At 61.7% G+C, this 19198-nt stretch carries 16 protein-coding genes; 3 read left to right on the top strand and 13 right to left on the bottom strand.

What is annotated here, in order from left to right:
• Window positions 1-3: 3 nt before the first annotated feature.
• The 6 genes from AWB69_RS18430 to AWB69_RS18405 form a co-directional block, all read right to left on the bottom strand.
• Window positions 4-888, bottom strand: a complete 885-nt coding sequence (locus AWB69_RS18430) for a carbohydrate ABC transporter permease (RefSeq protein WP_062087278.1) — start codon at window positions 886-888, stop codon at window positions 4-6.
• Window positions 885-1829, bottom strand: a complete 945-nt coding sequence (locus AWB69_RS18425; protein ID WP_062087276.1) for a carbohydrate ABC transporter permease — start codon at window positions 1827-1829, stop codon at window positions 885-887. The genes AWB69_RS18430 and AWB69_RS18425 overlap by 4 nt, the downstream gene beginning before the upstream one ends.
• Window positions 1829-3064: an ABC transporter substrate-binding protein gene (locus AWB69_RS18420; RefSeq protein WP_062087274.1), complete on the bottom strand. Its 1236-nt coding sequence runs from the start codon at window positions 3062-3064 to the stop codon at window positions 1829-1831. The genes AWB69_RS18425 and AWB69_RS18420 overlap by 1 nt, the downstream gene beginning before the upstream one ends.
• A 99-nt stretch (window positions 3065-3163) precedes the next feature.
• On the bottom strand, window positions 3164-4543 hold the full coding sequence (locus AWB69_RS18415) for a GH1 family beta-glucosidase (protein WP_062087272.1): 1380 nt from the start codon (window positions 4541-4543) through the stop codon (window positions 3164-3166).
• Between the two features lie 288 nt (window positions 4544-4831).
• Entirely contained in the window at window positions 4832-5197 is a 366-nt protein-coding gene (locus AWB69_RS18410) for a type II toxin-antitoxin system VapC family toxin (RefSeq protein ID WP_062087270.1), read from the bottom strand.
• On the bottom strand, window positions 5191-5388 hold the full coding sequence (locus AWB69_RS18405; protein WP_269447486.1) for a ribbon-helix-helix domain-containing protein: 198 nt from the start codon (window positions 5386-5388) through the stop codon (window positions 5191-5193). The genes AWB69_RS18410 and AWB69_RS18405 overlap by 7 nt, the downstream gene beginning before the upstream one ends.
• A gap of 350 nt (window positions 5389-5738) precedes the next feature.
• Between AWB69_RS18405 and AWB69_RS18400 the strand changes: the two genes are divergently transcribed.
• Window positions 5739-6110, top strand: coding sequence for a VOC family protein (locus tag AWB69_RS18400; protein ID WP_062087268.1), 372 nt, complete (start codon window positions 5739-5741; stop codon window positions 6108-6110).
• A gap of 45 nt (window positions 6111-6155) precedes the next feature.
• On the opposite strand, the gene AWB69_RS18395 is transcribed toward AWB69_RS18400, so the two are convergent.
• The 7 genes from AWB69_RS18395 to AWB69_RS18365 all read right to left on the bottom strand — a co-directional run bounded on the left by AWB69_RS18395 (window position 6156) and on the right by AWB69_RS18365 (window position 16439).
• The gene (locus tag AWB69_RS18395; protein WP_062087266.1) at window positions 6156-7010 is read right to left on the bottom strand and encodes a hypothetical protein; all 855 of its coding nucleotides are present in this window, start codon (window positions 7008-7010) and stop codon (window positions 6156-6158) included.
• Window positions 7011-7662: 652 nt separating this feature from the next.
• Complete coding sequence (locus AWB69_RS18390; protein ID WP_062087264.1) at window positions 7663-8730, bottom strand: helix-turn-helix domain-containing protein; 1068 nt, start codon at window positions 8728-8730, stop codon at window positions 7663-7665.
• Window positions 8731-9243: 513 nt separating this feature from the next.
• Window positions 9244-13608, bottom strand: a complete 4365-nt coding sequence (locus AWB69_RS18385; RefSeq protein ID WP_062087262.1) for a DEAD/DEAH box helicase — start codon at window positions 13606-13608, stop codon at window positions 9244-9246.
• Between the two features lie 134 nt (window positions 13609-13742).
• Window positions 13743-14981, bottom strand: a complete 1239-nt coding sequence (locus tag AWB69_RS18380; protein ID WP_062087260.1) for an RNA polymerase sigma factor — start codon at window positions 14979-14981, stop codon at window positions 13743-13745.
• A gap of 68 nt (window positions 14982-15049) precedes the next feature.
• A complete protein-coding gene (locus AWB69_RS18375) occupies window positions 15050-15457 on the bottom strand; it encodes a VOC family protein (RefSeq protein WP_062087258.1) in 408 nt (135 codons plus the stop codon).
• A 45-nt stretch (window positions 15458-15502) separates the two neighbouring features.
• Window positions 15503-15919 carry a YciI family protein gene (locus AWB69_RS18370; protein WP_062087256.1) on the bottom strand — a complete coding sequence of 139 codons (417 nt, stop codon included), beginning with the start codon at window positions 15917-15919 and terminating at the stop codon, window positions 15503-15505.
• 172 nt (window positions 15920-16091) lie between these two features.
• Entirely contained in the window at window positions 16092-16439 is a 348-nt protein-coding gene (locus AWB69_RS18365; RefSeq protein WP_062087253.1) for a YciI family protein, read from the bottom strand.
• 149 nt (window positions 16440-16588) lie between these two features.
• Here AWB69_RS18365 and AWB69_RS18360 point away from each other — a divergent pair, with 149 nt between their 5' ends.
• Complete coding sequence (locus AWB69_RS18360; protein ID WP_062087251.1) at window positions 16589-17020, top strand: YqaA family protein; 432 nt, start codon at window positions 16589-16591, stop codon at window positions 17018-17020.
• 473 nt (window positions 17021-17493) lie between these two features.
• Window positions 17494-18513: a helix-turn-helix domain-containing protein gene (locus AWB69_RS47795; protein ID WP_062087250.1), complete on the top strand. Its 1020-nt coding sequence runs from the start codon at window positions 17494-17496 to the stop codon at window positions 18511-18513.
• The last annotated feature ends 685 nt before the right edge of the window (window positions 18514-19198 follow it).

The following is a 19198-nucleotide window of genomic DNA, read 5'->3' as shown; positions in this document are numbered from 1 at the left end:
GGACTAACCCTTGACCGCACCGGAAGCAATGCCGCGGACGAACCAGCGACCCGAGACGAAATAGATGGCAAGCGGCACCATGGAGGTGAGGATGGTCGCCGCCATGTTGACGTTGTAGAGGCGTTCGCCTGTCGTGGTATTGATGATGTTGTTCAGTTGTACTGTCATTGGCAGGTTCCGGGTTCCTGCAAAAACGAGACCCAGGATAAAGTCGTTCCAGATGCCGGTGACCTGCATGATGATGGCGACTACGATGATCGGCGTGGACATGGGCACCATGAGCTGCAGGAAGATGCGCCAGAAACCGCCGCCGTCCACGCGCGCTGCCTGGAAGAGTTCATGCGGCAGCGCCGCGTAGTAGTTGCGGAACAGCAGGGTCATCACGGGCATGCCGAAGATGGTGTGGATCAGCACGATGCCGGGCAACGAGCTGAACAAATGCACCGTTGCAAGCACCCGGACGAGCGGATAGACCATCACCTGCACCGGGATGAATGCGCCCACCAGCAAGATTGCGAACAGCGTGGTGGCCCCGCGCGGTTTCCAGAACGACAATGCGTAGCCGTTCACCGCGCCGACCAGGATGGACAGGACCGTACTCGGCACGACAATGCGCACCGAGTTCCAGAAGCCCACCTGAATGCCCTGGCAATCCAGTCCCGTACAGGCCGATTGCCACGCGACACGCCATGCATCCAGGGTGAAATGCACCGGCAGCGACAAGATATTGCCTAGCCGGATTTCGGTCATCGGCTTGACTGACGTGACGAGCATCACATACAGCGGCAGCAGGAAAAACAAGGCTGAAGTCAGCAGGAACGCATACACGCCCAAGCGCGCGGGCGTAAAGCGCGACCTGCGTTTTAACGGCTGGCGTGGCGCGTTCATCGGGAATCCCTGAGCCGCAGCGCGCGGCTGCGAATATAGAAGACCGGCGCGAGAATTGCGAGCACGGTAACGAGAAGAACGATGGAAGCCGCCGATGCCAGCCCGAGATTCGCGCGTCCGAACAGGTAGTCCATGATGAACTTCGCGGGCACTTCGCTTGCCGTGCCGGGGCCGCCTTGCGTCATGGCGACAACCGCGTCGTAGAGTTTGATGACCATCACGAACAACAGGATGAAGGCCGTTGAAATGGACGCACCGAGCATGGGGATGACAATGCTGACGTAGACACGCCAGCGCGGAATGCCGTCTATGCGCGCGGCCTTCCAGATCTCTTCGTCAATGCCGCGCAGTCCCGCGAGCAACAACGCCATCACGAGTCCCGACGCCTGCCAGACGGTTGCGATCACGAGCGTATAGATCACGCGATCCTGATCGACGATCCAGTCGAAACGCGCGTGTGTAAAACCGATCCTGCGCAGCACTTCCTGAATGCCGAATTCCGGATTCAGGATCCACTGCCACACAAGACCCGTTGCTACGAAGGACATCGCGTACGGATACAGGAATATCGTTCGCAGCGCGCCCTCCGCCATCACCTTCTGGTCGATGAACACCGCCAGCAGCAAACCGATCGCGAGGCACAGGACGATGAACAAAATCCCGTAGACCACGATGTTTTGCAGCGACAGCATCCACCTGTCGTTATTGAAAAGCCGTACGTATTGCGACACGCCCGCGAAGCTGTTGGATGCAAACGTGCGCGAGTTGGTGAACGACGTGCGCAAGCTCCATAACATCGTGCCGAGATAGGCGAACACCACGGTGAGCGCCATCGGCAACAACGCGATATAAGCTGTCAGCGCAAACCGCTTCCTCAGCGGCTTGCGCTTCGCGTGACTGACCGGAGCGCGCAGGGTCTTGCTCGCGGGCGCGGACGCCATCAGCTTTTCAGCCCGCTGGCGAAGGCCTTTTGCGCATCCTCCACCGACTGGTTCTTGTTCCAGAAGTTGGTGATGACGTCCTGCAGCGCACCATTGATGTCAGGCGGCGTCAGCATTTCCGGATTCGGCAATTGCCGCGACTTGTCCTTCATGATCGCGATGCCCTCCTTCGCGCACATGTCGAGACTCGAATCGTCGATGTCCGAGCGGATCGGGATCGACCCCTTCTTCGCACTGAACGCAACCTGCGCAGCCGGTGACGTCATGACCGTCGCCAGCAGTTTCTGTGCCTTGACTACGTTGGGGTTGTCGGTCTTCGGGAAGACAAACGCATCGCCGGCGACAAGATACGGCGAATGCGGACCAAAGCCCGGGAAGCAGCCGAAGTCCTTGCCCGCGGTCTGGTTAGCTGCAGAGAACTCGCCCTTCGCCCAGTCGCCCATGATCTGCACGCCGGCCTTGCCGGAAATAACCAGCGCGGTGGCGTCGTTCCAGTTGCGGCCCGGCGAGCCCGGATCAATATAGTTGTGCAGGCGCTTGAACTGCGTCAGCACCTTCTTGAACGCATCGGACTTGACCGCGTTCACATCGCGATCACGGTATACCTTCAGATACAGGTCCGGGCCGCCGACGTCGGCAAACACCGCGTCGAAAGTAATCTTCTCCTGCCACGCCTGACCGCCGAGCGCGAGCGGAATCACGCCGGCCGCTTTCAGCTTGTCCAGATCCGCGATGAACTCGTCGTAGGTGGCCGGCTCTTTCGTGATGCCGGCCTTCTGGAACGCCGGCTTCGAATAGAAGAACCAGGCGGGCATGTGGATATCCACGGGCGCTGCGTAGTAGTGCCCGTTCGACTTGATACTTTCAATGATCGACGGCGGGAAGATCTTGTCCCAGTTCTCCTTGGCCGCCACATCGTCCACGTTGTTCAGCAGCCCCTGGTCGATGATGTCGTGGAATTGCTTCGATGTATTGAACTGCGCGGCGGTCGGCGGATCACCGCCCATGATGCGGTTGATTGCGGTCGAGCGCGCCTGGTCCGCACCGGCCACGGCCTGGTCGATCCACAAGCCGCCGGCCTTGTTATAGGCATCGGCGAACTGCTTGATGGCGGCTGACTCGCCGCCCGATGTCCACCAGTGGATCACGGTGGCTTTCAACGGATCCGCGTGCGCTGCGCTGCTAGCCGCAACGGCTGCGATGACACTGACGACCAGTTTCTTCATGCTGTTCATTGAGTCTCCTCCGGGCTATGTCTTCCATTTGGCCCTGTAGTCCATTTGGTCCAACGGCTTCGGCATTGAAATCGAACTGCGGGTCGGGCGGGTGTTGGCCTAGGCGTTGGAATTGCGTTCCTCAAGGAACTTCGCGATCAGTTCGGCGCTGTGTTTCATGGTGCGTTTCTGGGTCCTGTAGTCGACATGAAACACGCCGAAACGGCGTTCGTAACCGAAGGCCCATTCGAAGTTATCCATCAGCGACCAGATGAAATATCCGCGTATGTCGACGCCGGCTTTGATCGCGCTATCCACGGCCGCCAGATGGCGCTTGAGGAACGAGATGCGCTGCGAATCATCGACGCGCCCATCAACCACTTTGTCGTCGGACGCCATGCCGTTCTCGGTGATATAGATTGGCGGCAATGACGCATACGTCTTGTTGAATCCGATCAGCAGGTCGCGCAGGCCATCGGGATGAATCTCCCAGCCCATCTGCGTGCGCTCGACGCCTGGCAACGGCACTTCCGTGAAGCCATGCGCGCCATCGCTCTTCACGTTGGTACGGAAATAATAGTTGATGCCGAGGAAATCGAGCGGCGTGCCGATGGTTTCCATATCGCCGTCGAGCACGAGTGGCTCGGTGCCAGGCCACAGTTCGAAAAGGTCCTTGGGGTAGGCCTTTTTAAACAGCGGGTCGAGTATCCATGCGTTGTGCTGGACTTCAAAAAGATGCGCGGCGCGGACATCGGCTTCGCTGTCGGTGTCCGGGGTACCGCGGCCCACATTCGCGACAATGCCCTTGAGCGACGCGGGATCGTTCGCCCGCAGGACCGGCACCGCAGTGCCGTGCGCGAGCAGCAGGTGATGCATCGCCTGGGTCGCATAGCGGTCGTTCGCGAGGCCCGGCGCATGATGGCCGTTGCCGTAGCCGAGGTACGCGGAGCACCAGGGTTCGTTGAGCGTGGCCCAGGCGTCGACCTGGCCGCTGAGTTCGCGGCTCATGAGGTCGGCGTAGTCGGCGAAGCGATACGCTGTATCCCGATTCAGCCAGCCGCCGCGGTCTTCCAGGTGTTGCGGCAGGTCCCAGTGGTAGAGCGTGACAAACGTCTTGAGACCCTTCTCTTTCAGCCGCCCTATCAGGCGCTTGTAAAAATCGATTCCCTTGCGGTTCGGGCGCCCCGCTTCATCCATCACGCGCGGCCATGCAATGGATAGACGATAAGCGTCTACGTTAAGTGTCGAAAGCAGGTCGAGGTCCGACTCCCACCGATGATAGTGATCGCAAGCGACCTCGCCGGTGTCTCCGGCCAGCACTTTGCCGGGCGTGGCCGAGAACGTGTCCCAGATCGACGGAAGCCGGCCGTCTTCATTGACGGCGCCTTCGATCTGGTAAGAGGCGGTGGCGGCGCCGAGCAGAAAGTCTCGTCGCCAGAGGGCTGAATCGGAAGGAGGAGAAAACGGATCGCTGGAGACAACGGATGCGTCGAGTGCCACGAGGACTCCTTTTGAGCGGTGGAGTGGAAGCGCTTCCACAAGCGCTTGCAAACGATAGCAGCGCCGAATTGGCAGGGACAATACGGGTTTGTATGGAGAGGGCTTGGGGGCGGAGTTTGGAACTGCTGCGTCGGTCAAGACGTAGCAACGAACTCTGGATGGCGCTAGATCGACCCACTGCCAACCGTAACGGGTGCCGTGTTGACCAGTGGAAGTCCTGAACGGAATGCTTGGGCTACGCGCAATGGAGAAGTGCCGCTGCCAGTGGCACTGTGCTCACCCCTCCTGTCAGAGTCGGTAAGGGACGCGGACACCTGGTTGATCAGCTGAAAAATCCTTGATATTGCGCGAGACCAGCAACAGCGAATGCGCCTGGGCCGACGCCCAAACAATTGCGTCAGCAAGCTTGATCCGATGCTTCTTACAAATGTCGACTGCCCTGGCGGCAATCAATTCATCAATAGCAATGATACGAAAAGTGTTAAGCCACGCCCGAAGCTGCTGTTCAGCTTCGGGCGTGGCACCAACCATGATCTCCGTCCAGGTGATCAGACTGATCGCACGAGATTCGTATCGTGTCATCTCGGCTTTTGCGGCTTCGACCTTGTTCAAATAGTCAACGAGAATGCAGGTGTCAAAAAGAGCGTTTACCATTCCGAGCGCAACTTATCTTGGTAGTCCAGACCATCGACGTTTCTGTCCTTCCATAACCCGAATACATCAACGGCAAGTGCAGGTTTGCGTTGCGCAATATATCCATCAAGTGCATCGCGAATCACGGCCGCCCGCGATCGTTTTTCAGCTTCAGCGATCTGCATCAAATCGTTGAGTTGCGCGTCGGGCACGTCAACGAGAATACGGGGTCATTGCAACCTCCAATATATGATATCTATGTTGTATATCACTTTATCCGGACAAGGGACACCGCCGCCCGGTTGACTGCTCGCCCGGCGCCAGTAAGGCTCGAAGACTTTCTCCGGGTCTTGCCGCGCGATCAGCGCAGCGCCGGAGCAAGGAAAGAACCTTTTCAGCAAGCGTTTCTGCGATCGACTACTGACAAAAACTGGCAATAGCAGCGCTTACGATGGACTCAACTTCAGCACCGGCAGTTAAGCGCCGGCCCCGCTGGATTCCCGGCCGCACTTCCCGGCCAAACTTCCCGGCGGCCTCCCCCGACCCATCGCGAGCGAACACCATGACCGAACCCAACTTCATCATCCTGTACGTGGACAACCCTCCCGCGAGCGCGGATTTTTATGCGGGCTTGCTTCGCAAAACGCCCGTCGAATCTTCGCCGACGTTCGCCATGTTCATCATGAAGTCGGGTCTCAAGCTGGGCTTGTGGTCAAAGCATACGGTCGAACCGGCAGCGGCTGCGGCAGGTGGCGGCGGGGAACTCGCATTCTCGGTGAGCAACAGCGACACCGTGCACGATCTCTTTGCCGACTGGGTGGAACGCGGCCTGGAAATCATCCAGCGGCCGACGGAAGTGGATTTCGGTTTTACCTTCGTCGCGCTGGACCCGGACGGTCATCGTCTGCGCGTTTTTGCTCCTTCCGGGCGATAGGACAACACGGCACGACGTCCGCTTTTCAAGCGGGCGACGGCTCGGTTACCACCTTCTCGACGGCGCTATCGCCGTGACCGCGACACGCAAGTGCGGATCGGTTTCGTCGATGGCGCCGTCTCCTCGGCGCCGCGTGTGCTCCGTCTCTTCCGCCAGCCGTTTCGCTTCCCAGTCGCGTTGCCAGGCCTCGGCTTTGTTGCGGCGTTCGATCGCGCGACGTGCTTCGTCCTCTTGATCGATCCATGCCGCGAAGATCGAAAAAGCGCGTTCCATTGCTTCGTATTTTCCTGCCGGGCCAGCCACCGAAAACAGCCGGCGGTCACCCTGGCCCGGATGCATCCAGTACACGTCGATCTTGCGTTCACCGACCGGCGCCGTACTTGCGCCGGCGGCTGTATCGGTGCCCGTATCTGAAGCGAAAGCCTGCGCCTCGCCCACCCATCGTTCTGAAGCCGCGGACACGGCGCCCACGCTCGCGCCACCCGAATCAGGCTCATCCGCCAGCGCCCGGAACGGCCATTCGAAGCGGCCGGAGCGCAGACGTTGAAACTCGCCGGGGGCTTCGGTCGAGACGAGCCGCTTCGCGACCTTGTTGACCGTCAGCGTTCGCGACCTGAGATGAAACGCGAGATCGACGCCACCGCCCGCTACCCGGATCCGGCCCTCGTCCTCGCTGATCTCGGCATCGCATTGCGCCGATGCATACGACAACCGTCTGCTCTCACGATAACCATGCACCCACAGCGCCGCGATCACGGCAAGCGATAGCGCAATCTGGACACTCGACTGCGGTCTGGAGGCAAGACCGGCATAAAGCGCGACGACCGCCGCGCCGCACACACCCAGCTTGAAGATACGACCCAACAAGGTTTCAGCCTGGAACAAAGCAAACAGCCACATGAGTTTCCCCGGGGTCACGTTATTCTTGGTTTAGGGTCGAACACGCAGCGGGGTTTCAAGTCGCCGGCCTCTCCCGCAACGCGTGTTTCGCCTGGAAGCGTCTTGGTGACGCTTTCTCTCTCAGCCGGCGATTCCTGTGCTTTCCAGCGCCCAGCCGTGGTCGGCCTGAACTCGCGGAGACGGGCGCCGCGTCCCCCGCCGTCCACTGCCGGGCCGGCGATGAACGACCCGGCGTAGTCACAGCCTGTGCGCCGTGCAGGCCGGGCGCGCTGTCGTAGCCGTGGCGGTCTGTCGGAGTCGCCACGGTGGCGCTCGTCGTGAACACCCAGGGGGTCACGAGCCCTGGTGTCCGTTCCATACGGAAGATGTCCGCTCCCGCTACACGCACCGGGAGCGTGTGATCTTCCGCCGAAAGCCGCCAACGGTTCGCGACATGACTGGCCCCTTTTTTCACAGCTTCGACTTTGGGCCGATACCATCCGCGACACCAGTTTGAAAGCCCGGCAATGATGCCCTCGACGCGCGTAACCTCCCTCTCATTCCGTCCGCTCTTTCCGCCCATTTCGTTCGGCTCGTCGAGGAATTGGTTTACGTGCTCTTACGCCCTCCTTACGCGCGCTCAGCTACCGATCAGCTATGCATCAGCTACCGATCAGTTACCTAAGCTGCGGATCGTCGCGGCGGTCCTGATGCCGACTCCGCGCGCTTCGCCCTGGCGGCTCGCGGCGTCGGCTGCAGCGGTGGCGCCACCGCCCGTGGACACCCCGGCGGCGCGGCGTCTGCGGGCTTCTGTCGGCGTGCAGCCGAAACGCTCCTTGAACGCGCGATTGAACGTCGATTCGCTCATGAAGCCGACCGCACAAGCAATCGCACCAATGAGCTCGCGCGCATGCAGCGGCGATTCAAGCCGGCGCATGGCTTCGTCGAGCCGGCGCGCCCGCACATACTCCGCGACGCCGCCCATCGGTTCAAAGAGTTCATAGAGCGCCGTGCGTGACACCTTCAGGATTTCACGCAGCCTCGCCGGGCCAAGGCTCATGTCGGCCAGATTGCCTTCGATAAAACTCAGCGCCTGCGCACGGATCACCGGGGTCAGGCGCGGGTCGCCGGATTGCGCCCAGCGTTCGGCACGCCTGAGGACGCAAGCCGCGACGAAGTCCAGCGTAGCCTCGCCGGCGACCAGCGCCTGCTCGTCGTCCATCGAACTGGCGACGCTCACCAGGCTGCGCATATGCGAAGCGATCAGCAGGCCGATAGGGTCGGTGGCCTGCCAGGACAATCCGTGCATGCGCAGCGCTCCGCCCGTGCGCGAGTCAATAGCATGGCGCGGGATGGTGAGTGTCACCATGGGGGCGTCGCGGGTGAAACCGATATTTTCGACGACAAGGTCGCGCACGATTACCGAGCCGAGCGACACCTGCTGGGTGTCGCGGCCGAAGGTCGACACCAACGCGCCGTCGAGCAGGCAATGCACCAGGTAATGGTCAATACCGGAAGTCGCTATCCGGCGGCGGGTGCGCTGAAATTCAACATCACCGCCCACGACGTGCGACATGAGCAGCACTGAACCCAAAGGCCAGCTTTCCATCTTTGCGCGAAATGGCACAGGTGGATCTTTCGGCCGCTGGATCTCAAATACGGCGTTGAGTCCTTCGCGCCAGATTTCCTCGGCATCCTTCTCGGGGAAATCGGTACTGTCGAATCTGATGGGGGTGGACATGGCGTTACTCAGCCTCCATAACAGCAGGGTTCGACATGATTTTCCAGATCTGCCGGGTTCGGCTTTACTCCATTAACCCGGCATCTCAAGGAATTAACGGCGTTTTAGCGATAAAACTTTAGCATGTGTTTAAAACGACCTGAAGGGAACCGGGAGTTATCGCTATATCCGTATTTGATTTTTGCTGACCCGCCCATTCCGGGCAGCGGCTTTCCCCTTGCCGCCATCCGCCGATTTGCCTCCAGTAAGACTGAGTGAGCACGAGTAAAAGTCAGTGGAGCCGATAATGCGACCCGCGCCGGATTGTACGCATGGCTTATAGGTTTTGCACAGAGGCGGTTCAGAACGCCACGGTCATAACTTGCATTCCGCTTTCATTAATAAGGGACGGATTTGTCTTGAGCGTGTGAGATTTAACAATTCGTTTTGCCCGCGTAATTTTTAGCAAGAAGATCAGCGCTTAATTGTTAAACTCCGGCGAATCTTTCAACCGTTCATCTCGACAGTCGATCATTAACGGCCCGTCATTAACGGTGAAGCCGGCATACGGTCAAAACTGCGCCGGACAAGATGCCAGCGCACCCGCTCTTGCGATTGCCCGTCCAGTTCCACCAGGAAACGTGTTTTCCCCGCAATAACCGCCCCCACCGGCAAACCATCGCAATACAGCACGCGATTACCCGGCAGCGCCGGCACTTTCTCCCCGGGCAGCAAGGTTCCGGCGAGATTCAAAGGATCGACGGCGCTTATCGCCAGGAAACTGCCTTCGGCGGCCCGGTTGCGCATGGTGCGCAACAGCGGCACGGCTTCGGGCAACGCGAACTGCTCGCCCGCCAGCCCCGCGACAAAGCGGCCGCCGCGAATCTCGCCGCGCGCTTCCAGCCGGTGAAATACCCGCAGCAAGTCCCGCCACGGCGGCAGCCAGTCGGGCTCGCGTTCCAGCAAGCGCCAGAAGACAACGCCGTATCGGCGCAACAGGGTCATTGCCACATGCTCGAGCGAGTCAGGACCCGGCGTGCCGGGCGTGGCACTGCTTTCGGCGCGGCGTAGCAATGCCCAACGCCCGGCGTCATTCATCCCGCCGATAAAACGGCCGCCGCGCCGCGGCCGCCGGCCGAAACTGTTGCGGCGCGCGACCGGCGCGAGCAACGCCCGCAGGCCGGCGAAACTATCGGCATTCACCAGTCCCAGCGACACCAGTTCGCCCAGCGCATTTTCAAGTTCGGTATCCAGCAGCCGGACGTCCGAGCGCAGTTCATCGAAGAACATGGCGCCATGTTGGGTGAGCGCGTCGAAGACAAGCTGCGCGCGCGATGACGGTTCGGGCGCTTGCACCGATTGCATCAGCGGATTCCACGCCGCCAGGTTGCGGCGCGGCAGCAGCACGATCGGCGTGGTGCGCACCGGGCCGCCCGCGCTGCGCGAGCGTGCGCCGGGACGGCTCCAGACCACCTTGCCCGAGCGGCACAGGTCGTCGAGCCAGGTCATGGAATATGCGCTCAGGCGTGCCGGCAGGATCTCGTCTTCCCAGGCGACCGCGGGCGCTTCGTACCCTTCGAGTTGTTCGATCGCGAGCATCAGCGCGTCGTGGCCGTCGCCGTGAGGATCGGCTTTGGCATCCACGCTGACGTGCTGCCAGTCGAACAGGAAACGCATGAAATCCTGCAACTCCACCGGCTCGATTTCGCGCCGCAGGCGCCGCACGGTGTATCGATGGATACGCGCAAGCAGATGCCGTTCGCACCACTCCTCGCCGGTTGCGCCCGGCGTAAAACGGCCGCGCATCACGTAACCCTCCGCTTCGAGGCGCGTGAGCGCGAGCGCGGCCGACGAGACCGGCACAGCCAAAGCACGAGCGATAACAGGCACGGGCAATGGACCAAAGCCGCTTAGCCGTGCACGCACGATATCGACGAGCGCGTCGTCTTCGGTCCACGCTTCGTCGAAACCGGGCAGTGCGTTGAGCAGCGGCTGCATTGGCGCTACCGGGTGAATCGCGCACAAGCACGTCAGGCGTTCGACCGGCACCCACAACCCATCCGCCGATGTCACCTGCAAGCGCGTCGCTCGCCCCGACGCGGCGAGCTGCTGCAACCACGCCGGCCAGCCGTCGTTGGCTTGCGCCTCGGCTTCGGTGATGCACGAAAGACCTGACAGCGTCTCGTGCATTTCATCGGCGTTGCGCACCGTTGGCCACGCTTCTTCGCGTACGCCCGCGATCGCCTCGGCGTCGAGCGCGCCCAGATCGTCGCTCGATTGCGGATCGGTCCAGCCTCGCGCGAGCACGGCCTGAGTGTGGCGTTCCTCGATAGGGGCATCGTCGAGAAAAGCGTACGGACGCGCCGATAAAACCTCCGCCGCCAGCGGCGACGGCGCGGGCAAATCGCGCGTCACAAGCCGCACGTCACCGCGCTCTATACGTCGTAGCAGCGCGAGCCACGCATCGCAGTCCATCGCATCGTGCAGGCAGTCATCAATCGTCTGATCGACCAGCGGATGACGCGGCACGTCGCGCTCGCCCACCACGTTTTCGATGCACGCCACCTGGTCGGGGAATACGGTCGCCAGCAGATCCTCGCTTTTCATGCGCTGCAATTGCGGCGCGACCCGGCGGCCACCCACGTAGCGCGGCAACGCGAGCGCGTTGGTCGCGTTCCAGCGCCAGCGCACGCCGAACAGCGGCGCGTCGAGCAGCGCCTGGATCAGCAGGTGTTCCGCGGTATTGGAATGCAGATAACGCCAGACTTCATCGAGCGGAAAACTATGGCTGCCCGTCAGCGACAGGACGATCGCGTCCTCGGTCGCGGCTGCCTGCAATTCGAAGTTGAACGTGCGGCAAAAACGCTTGCGCAACGCGAGGCCCCACGCGCGGTTGACGCGGCTGCCGAACGGCGAGTGAATGACAACCTGCGTGCCGCCGGAGGCATCGAAGAAACGTTCCATGACCAGCACGTCCTGGGTCGGCAGAACAGAAAGCGCGGCCCGCGAGCGCGCCAGATAATCCACGATCTGCCGCGCCGCTTCCTCGCCGATACCGGTTTGACCAGCCAGCTTGGTGATGGTGATGTCGAGCGAGAATTCGCCCAGCCACGCGTCCACTTGCGCCTGCATATGCGCGATCGCCGCCGACAATTCGTTGCTGCGCCCCGGTGCTTCCCCGAGCCAGAACGGAATGTTCGGCGGCTGTCCATGCGCATCTTCCACGCGCACTCGCCCACCCTCCACGCGCAGGATCTTGTACGACGCGTTGCCGAGCTGGAACACGTCGCCCGCCAGGCTTTCGACCGCGAAGTCCTCGTTGACCGTGCCTATCTGCAAGCCCTGCGGCTGGAGCAGCACCGCGAAGTCGGCATTGTCAGGAATCGCGCCGCCCGAGGTCACCGCAGTCAGCCTGCCGCCGCGCCGGCCGCGCAAGCTGCGCGTCACTGCGTCCCGATGCACGTAGGCTCCCCGCACGCCGCGCCGGCTCGTATAACCCTCGGCGAGCATGCGCAGGACTGCGTCGTACTGCGTACGGTCAAGCGCTGCATAGGGCATCGCGCTACGCACACGTTCGAAGAGCGCGTCCTCGCTCCACTCACGGCACGCCACGTCGGCGGCGATCTGCTGGGCGAGCACATCGAGCGGCGCCTCGGGAATATGCAGCACGTCGAGTTCACCCCGCGCGACGCAATCGATCAGCGCCGCACATTCGATGAGATCGTCGCGTGATTCAGGGAAGAGCCGCCCTTTCGGCGTGCCGCTTACCTGATGCCCCGAGCGCCCGACCCGCTGCAGGAAACCGCCGATCGAGCCCGGTGAACCGAGTTGACAGACCAGCTCCACGTCGCCGATATCAATCCCCAGTTCCAGCGATGCGGTTGCAATCAGCACTTGCAGCTCGCCGCGTTTGAGCCGCTGCTCGGCATCCAGCCGCTGCTCTTTCGCGAGACTGCCGTGGTGCGCCGCGACCGCGGGTTTGCCCAGCCTCTCGGTAAGGTGGCGTGCGACCCGCTCGGCCATCCGGCGGGTGTTCACGAACACGAGCGTGGTGCGGTGCTGCGCGATGAGATCGGCGAGGCGGTCGTAGACACGCTCGCGCACATCGTTCGACATGATCGCGTCGAGCGGGACAGGCGGCAGTTCGAGCGCGAGATCACGCTTGCGCACATGGCCGACATCGACGATCGAGCACGGCCGGTTGCCGGTCAGGAATTGCGCGACCAGTTCGATCGGTTTTTGCGTCGCGGACAAACCGATCCGCACCGGCGCTTGGCGTTTATGTTCGATGCACAGCGCGTCCAGCCGCTCGAGACTGAGCGCGAGATGAGCGCCGCGTTTGTTGCCGGCCACGGCATGGATTTCATCGACGATCACCGTTCGCACCGTCGACAACATCGCGCGGCCGGAATCGGAACCCAGCAGCACGTACAGCGATTCCGGCGTGGTGACGAGAATATGCGGCGGCCGCTTTTTGACCGCATTGCGCTCTTGTGGCGTGGTGTCGCCGGTGCGCACGGCCGCGCGAATCTCGACGGGCGGCAGGCCCAATCCGCCAAGCTCGGCCGAGATGCCGGCGAGCGGTTCCTGCAGGTTCACGCGGATATCGTTGGAAAGCGCCTTCAGCGGCGACACGTAAACCACGGTCGTTTCGTCGGGCAGCGGGGGACCGCTTGCGACGCCTTCCCGGACCAGGTCATCGATCGCGGCGAGGAAGGCCGTCAACGTCTTGCCCGAGCCGGTCGGCGCGGCCACGAGCGTCGAGCGTCGCGCCTTGAGCAACGGCCAGGCGCGCGCCTGGGCCTCGGTGGGCGCGGGAAACTGCCGGCTGAACCAAGTCGCGACGGCCGGGTGGAAGCCGTCGAGCGGGTTGGAAGTCGATGATTTTTCAGCGGTCATACCGCTAGTTTATTAGCGGGCGGGAAAGCGTGTTTGATCGCGTTCGGCACGCGAAGAACGGTGCGCCGCGGCGACCGGGCAACGAGTATTTTTTGCTGATTTCAGCGATTGCGCCAACATGTTCCGATGCACCCCTACTCCCGCATCCCCTTCATCTCCGCCGCCCGCTCCAGCAACAACTCCCGCTCACGCCCATTACGCGTCATGCCCGCGGCCTCCTCGAACTCCACCCGTGCTTCTTCACGACGGCCCAGCTTCGCCAGCAGATCACCGCGCACGCTCGGCAGCCAGTGGTAATTCGCGAGCGCCGAATTTGAACCAAGCTCGTCGACTATCTCCAGCCCTGCCGCCGGGCCAAACGCCATGCCCACCGCCACCGCGCGATTAAGCTCCACCACCGGCGACGGCGCCACCATTGCCAGTGCATCGTAGAGCGCGACAATCTGCGCCCAGTCCGTGTCCTCCGCCCGCCGCGCACGCGCGTGGCAAGCCGCCAGCGCGCCCTGCAACGCATAGGGCCCGCGCGCGCCGTTCAGCGCTTCAGACCGTTCCAACGCCGCCAACCCGCGACGAATCAGCAACGGGTCCCACCGGCTGCGGTCCTGGTCCATCAACAACACCGCCCGGCCATTCGTATCGGTGCGTGCATGGGTGCGCGATGCCTGTATCTCCATCAGCGCGACCAGCCCGAATACCTCGCTCTCGTCAGGCGTCAATCCCGCGAGAATCCGCCCGAGACGCAACGCGTCGTCGCATAGCGACGGGCGCATCCAGTCATCCCCCGCAGTCGCCGAATACCCTTCGTTGAAGATCAGGTAAATGACTTCCAGCACCGACGCCAGCCGCGCCGCCCGCGCATCGGCTTTCGGCACTTCGAACGGCACGCGCGCCGCCGACAAGGTCCGCTTCGCCCGCACAATACGCTGCGCAATCGTCGGTTCCGGCTGCAGGAACGCCCGCGCGATCTCGTCCGTGGTCAGGCCGCCGAGCAGGCGCAACGTCAGCGCAACCCGCGCATCGACGGACAGCACCGGATGACACGCGGTGAACACCAGTCGCAGCAGGTCGTCGCCAATATCGTCCTCACGCGCGGCATCCAGCGCATCCACGAAATCCGGCGTGACGTGCTCCTCGCGCGCATCCATGTCGAGCCCCAACTCCTCGTGCTTGCGGGCGTGCAGCGCATCCTGCCTCAAGCGATCAAGCGCACGATGTTTCGCCGTGGTCATGAGCCAGGCGCCCGGATTGTCCGGCACGCCATCCACCCGCCAATGCTCCAGTGCCGCAATCAGCGCGTCCTGCGCAAACTCCTCGGCAAGCGACACGTCGCGCACCATACGCGCCACGACCGCGATCACCTTCGCCGACTCCATCCGCCACACCGCCTCTATTGCGCGATGAGTGGCCAGTTCCCGGCTGCCGGACTCGCCGACAGATCCGCTCACGGTGCGCCCGCCGCGTTCGGGTCCATGTACACGAACTCCCATGCGTGGCCGTCGAGATCGTCGAAGCCGTGGCCATACATAAACCCAAAGTCCTGCACCGGCCGCGGCGCCGTGCCGCCCGCCCGCACGGCCTTGGCCACGATTTCATCGACCTCGGCGCGGCTCTCGCACGACAGGCACGTGAGGGCTTCGACCTGCTGTTTCGGGTCAATGATTGTCTTCGCGGTGAAGGTCTGGAAGAACGGCTTGACCAGCAGCATCGCGCAGATGTTTTCGCCGAGGATCAGGCATGCGGCCTGATCGTTGCTGAACTTCGGATGGAAGCTGAAACCGAGTTCGCTGAAAAACGCGCGCGCTTTCGGCAGGTCAGCCACTGCCAGGTTCAGGTAGATTTGCTTATGCATTTTTATTGCCCTTCAAGGATGGTGGGGTGTTGGCGTGAGCGGCGTTCAACCGCGCAGCGCCGCTTGCAGTGCGCGAAAACGTTCGATCGATTCGCGCGGGCCGAATTCGTCCAGTTCAAACAACTGCCGTACCTCGATTTCGCCGCTTTCGTGCTCGCCCATCGGCGCAGGGAAACGGCGCGCCCATTCGATTGCTTCCTCGCGTGAGCGCACCTGGATCAGCGTGTAGCCCGCGACCAGTTCCTTGGTCTCCGCAAACGGCCCATCGATCACGCTGCGACGCCCGCCCTCATAACGCACCCGCCAACCTGTGGCGCTCGGCTGCAGACCGTTCGCGTCCAGCAGCACGCCCGCTTTCGCCAGTTCTTCGTGGTAGGTCGTCATCGCGATGATCAGCGCGTCCTCGGGAAGGATGCCCGCTTCGGTTTTTTCGGTCGCCTTGACCATGATCATGAATCGCATTGTTGTTCTCCTCGTGATGTGAAACGCGCTGTGAAAACGAAAACGCGGATTGCGCGTTCGTTCCCACGACGAACCACACCGGGAGAAATCGACAATTTTTATAGCACCGAGGGTTAACGCGCACTAAAACGTACCGAGGCCTACCCAGGCATACGCAGCCGACCTGAAAAACTCACTCCCAGCAGGGACCGACCTTGCGCACCTCGACCTCGCACCATTCCGCCGCCGGGCACGCCGATGCAATCTCGATGGCTTGCTCCTTGGTCGCACAACCGAGCAGGTAGAACCCGCCGATCATTTCCTTCGCCTCCGCGAACGGGCCGTCGGTCAAACTCGCCTGCCCATCGCGTTTCTTGATGCGAACGCCGCCCGTTCCCAGCGATTCACTCGCGATCAGCAGGCCGCGTTCTTTCAATTCCGCACCGAATTCGACCATGCGGTCGTAGAGCAGCTTGCCTTCGGCTTGCGAGCGCTCGGCCCGCTGTCCAACAGGTTCGGCGATGAGCAACATATAAGACATGGCATCTCCTGGATTGAGGGTTCAACCGGCCTCCAAGGTATCAACTGTGGAGAACGCTTTCAATCCCCTTATGCAACGGCTCCGGGCGGAGCATCGCCAGAAAACGGCTAAGCTGTCGCCCTCTCTCACGGTTGCCCCCACTCTCTCTCATGGTCAATTTATCTGTATATGGCGGGCTTTTCGCCGTGGCGCTGGTCGCAGCGACACTTTTCCCCCTTCAATCCGAGGCGCTGCTGGCGGGTTTGCTGATCGCCGGCAAGCAGCCGGTCTGGATGCTCGTCGCGGTGGCGAGCGTGGGGAACGTGGTGGGCTCGACGATCAACTGGGCAGTGGAACGATCGATCGAAAAGCTGCGCGAGCGCCGCTGGTTCCCGATCAAGCAGCGCGTACTCGAGCGCGCGGAACAGTGGTACCGGCGCTTCGGGCGCTGGACGCTGCTGTTGAGCTGGACGCCGGTGATCGGCGATCCTCTGACCATGATTGCGGGCGTGCTGCGTGAACCGCTTTGGTCGTTCCTGCTGATCGTCGCAATTGCAAAAACCGCGCGTTATGCGGTGATTGCCGCATTGCTGACACTTTGACACCTCTGGCTGCAAGGGCATCCGGCTTACTTTGCGTTTTCGCGGCTTAACCGGCGCAGGGGCGCGTCATGGTGCGCATGAGGAAGCAAAGCGCATCGCAGCAACGCCTGCCTTCGAGCAATCCCGGCGCGAGTAAAAGAAGGCGGAAAGGCCCCGCCGCGGCACTTCCCGCGAGCCGTTTTATCAGGCGGTATGGCCGCTCAGTTTCGTAGGGTTCGGGTTAAGATGACCGCCACCTCGACGACACATTCGCACCAGCTTGTTACCAGGTAGCGAGCCGATGTCTGCTGCAGCAACACCGGACACCCCCGCGAACCGATGGCACAGGTTCACGTCACATTGACGCTGAACGCGGATAACCAGCATTCGGCAAGGGATGGAATCCCCGCCCCCTTCACCGGTGGCCCTTGGCCAGCTGAGCATTCATCGGTTGATTGACCCTAACGCGTAAGACTACTGGTTGGGAACGTGTCATGACTGATTCCTTTCGCAATCACGGTATTCATAGCAAGGATCCCGACGAAATATCCACGTTCATCGGCCAGATCTATTCCGGAAACCAGTTTCTCCCGCACCACGCGCTGAAGCAGGACGTCAGCATCGTCGGACAGACGTGGAACCGCATCGGCTTCTACGAATTCGATAGCCAGTTGCCATTCAGCTTCGTGACCGAGGAAATACGCTCGAGCTATCTGTTTCTTTCATGCACTGGCGGCAACGCCACTCGTTCGAGCAACAAGCGGACTACAGAGTGCGCTTCCGAAGACGTCGTGCCGACCTCGTCAATGGGAGTCGCCAAATGCGTTTCAGGCAATCAAGGCTTCAGTCATCTGTCCCTCGTAGTGGACGCGGATGAGCTCAATGGCTTCCTCGCGCAATGGGTTGGGAAACCGTTGAGCACGCCGGTTCAATTCGAGCTTCGCCCGCTGTCGCCTGAAGTCGCCTCGGAATGGAATGTCGCGGCATCCTGTCTTCGCCTCATGGCGTCGATGAACTCAACGCCGGATATCGCGGCGCACGCGCTGCTCGAGCACATGTTCAAGTTGCTCGCGACTCGCCATCCCAACAACCACAGTGCGCTGTTGACAAGCGAGCGATATGCGCAGGAACGCACGGCACGCGCCGCGATCAAACTGATCCGGCAGGATCCGATCCAGTGGAAGACGCTCAGTGCGATCGCGCATCGGCTCGCTTGCCCGACCAGCGAACTCGAAAACGGCATCCTGCGCCTCACCGGGAAGAAGTCGGCCGAACTTTTCTACGAGGCACGACTGGATTGCGTCAAACGTACGCTGAGTACGGACGGCAATCATCGCTTCATCGCGACGCTGCGCAAGTACGGCTTCTCCTTGTCGGACCGGTTCGTGCGAGCGTACCGAAAGCGTTTTGGCGAGCTGCCGAGTACCACTTACCGTCCCCACATCCGACAAGAAGTTGATCTGGGAAAATGGGACCAACCATTTCCAGTATTACGAACAGCCCGACGTGGTTGATCGCACCGTCGGTCACGCTGCCGCCTGGTTCCGGGACCACGAGGCCTGATACGAGGCCTGATACTTGATGGAATGACATTGTTTCTGATGGAGTCCGTAGCGTCTCGGGACCAGAGGCGCCCGGAAGTCGATCGCTAACCGGCGACGTTACCAGTGCGTCGAGTAGCGTCGTTGCAAAAAGCAAAACGTCGAACGGTGTCTTGCCGCCGGCCAGTGCGCCCCACCGTTGCTCACCAAAGCCGAAAGGCGATGTCTGCCGGACCAACTGCAAAAAGCCCCAACTTCAAGAACGCGCAGACGGCTGGCTGAGCGGGTGTTAAACACATCCGGACACTCGATCGCCGCGCTTTCATCTATTCGATAATCCGGCTTCCCCGTTGTCCCTGACCGGGCGCCATTCCCCGCAACCAGCCGCCTGGCAAGGCCATGCAAGTCGCTTGCCAACCCACGCCAGGAACATTCCTGCGAACGACGGCTGAAGAATCGCGTTATCCGCAATCCGTCAGGATTTGCCTCCGCACGACAGCGGCGGCTTCCCCATGCGCGTTGGGCGGCAGGCGGCGCAGATCCGAAGTCCCGGCCAAACGCGCTCAAGCGCATGCGAAGACATTCGGGTAATCGCTAACTGCGGCTCACGCAGTGCGAATACCGTGGCCGCCCTCGCCTCAACTTTGCGACACAAGCG

Origin of the sequence: Caballeronia udeis (assembly GCF_001544555.2) — a bacterium.
Classification (GTDB): Bacteria; Pseudomonadota; Gammaproteobacteria; order Burkholderiales; family Burkholderiaceae; genus Caballeronia; species Caballeronia udeis.
This window is presented reverse-complemented; position numbering and strand designations above follow the sequence as displayed.

Excerpts from the sequence above, each read along its gene's own strand:
- AWB69_RS18430 (WP_062087278.1), bottom strand. The coding sequence starts at position 888 with ATGAACGCGCCACGCCAGCCGTTAAAACGCAGGTCGCGCTTTACGCCC.
- AWB69_RS18425 (WP_062087276.1), bottom strand. The coding sequence starts at position 1,829 with ATGGCGTCCGCGCCCGCGAGCAAGACCCTGCGCGCTCCGGTCAGTCAC.
- AWB69_RS18420 (WP_062087274.1), bottom strand. The coding sequence starts at position 3,064 with ATGAACAGCATGAAGAAACTGGTCGTCAGTGTCATCGCAGCCGTTGCG.
- AWB69_RS18410 (WP_062087270.1), bottom strand. The coding sequence starts at position 5,197 with ATGGTAAACGCTCTTTTTGACACCTGCATTCTCGTTGACTATTTGAAC.
- AWB69_RS18400 (WP_062087268.1), top strand. The coding sequence starts at position 5,739 with ATGACCGAACCCAACTTCATCATCCTGTACGTGGACAACCCTCCCGCG.
- AWB69_RS18395 (WP_062087266.1), bottom strand. The coding sequence starts at position 7,010 with ATGTGGCTGTTTGCTTTGTTCCAGGCTGAAACCTTGTTGGGTCGTATC.
- AWB69_RS18390 (WP_062087264.1), bottom strand. The coding sequence starts at position 8,730 with ATGTCCACCCCCATCAGATTCGACAGTACCGATTTCCCCGAGAAGGAT.
- AWB69_RS18385 (WP_062087262.1), bottom strand. The coding sequence starts at position 13,608 with ATGACCGCTGAAAAATCATCGACTTCCAACCCGCTCGACGGCTTCCAC.
- AWB69_RS18380 (WP_062087260.1), bottom strand. The coding sequence starts at position 14,981 with ATGGAGTCGGCGAAGGTGATCGCGGTCGTGGCGCGTATGGTGCGCGAC.
- AWB69_RS18375 (WP_062087258.1), bottom strand. The coding sequence starts at position 15,457 with ATGCATAAGCAAATCTACCTGAACCTGGCAGTGGCTGACCTGCCGAAA.
- AWB69_RS18370 (WP_062087256.1), bottom strand. The coding sequence starts at position 15,919 with ATGCGATTCATGATCATGGTCAAGGCGACCGAAAAAACCGAAGCGGGC.
- AWB69_RS18365 (WP_062087253.1), bottom strand. The coding sequence starts at position 16,439 with ATGTCTTATATGTTGCTCATCGCCGAACCTGTTGGACAGCGGGCCGAG.
- AWB69_RS18360 (WP_062087251.1), top strand. The coding sequence starts at position 16,589 with ATGGTCAATTTATCTGTATATGGCGGGCTTTTCGCCGTGGCGCTGGTC.
- AWB69_RS47795 (WP_062087250.1), top strand. The coding sequence starts at position 17,494 with ATGACTGATTCCTTTCGCAATCACGGTATTCATAGCAAGGATCCCGAC.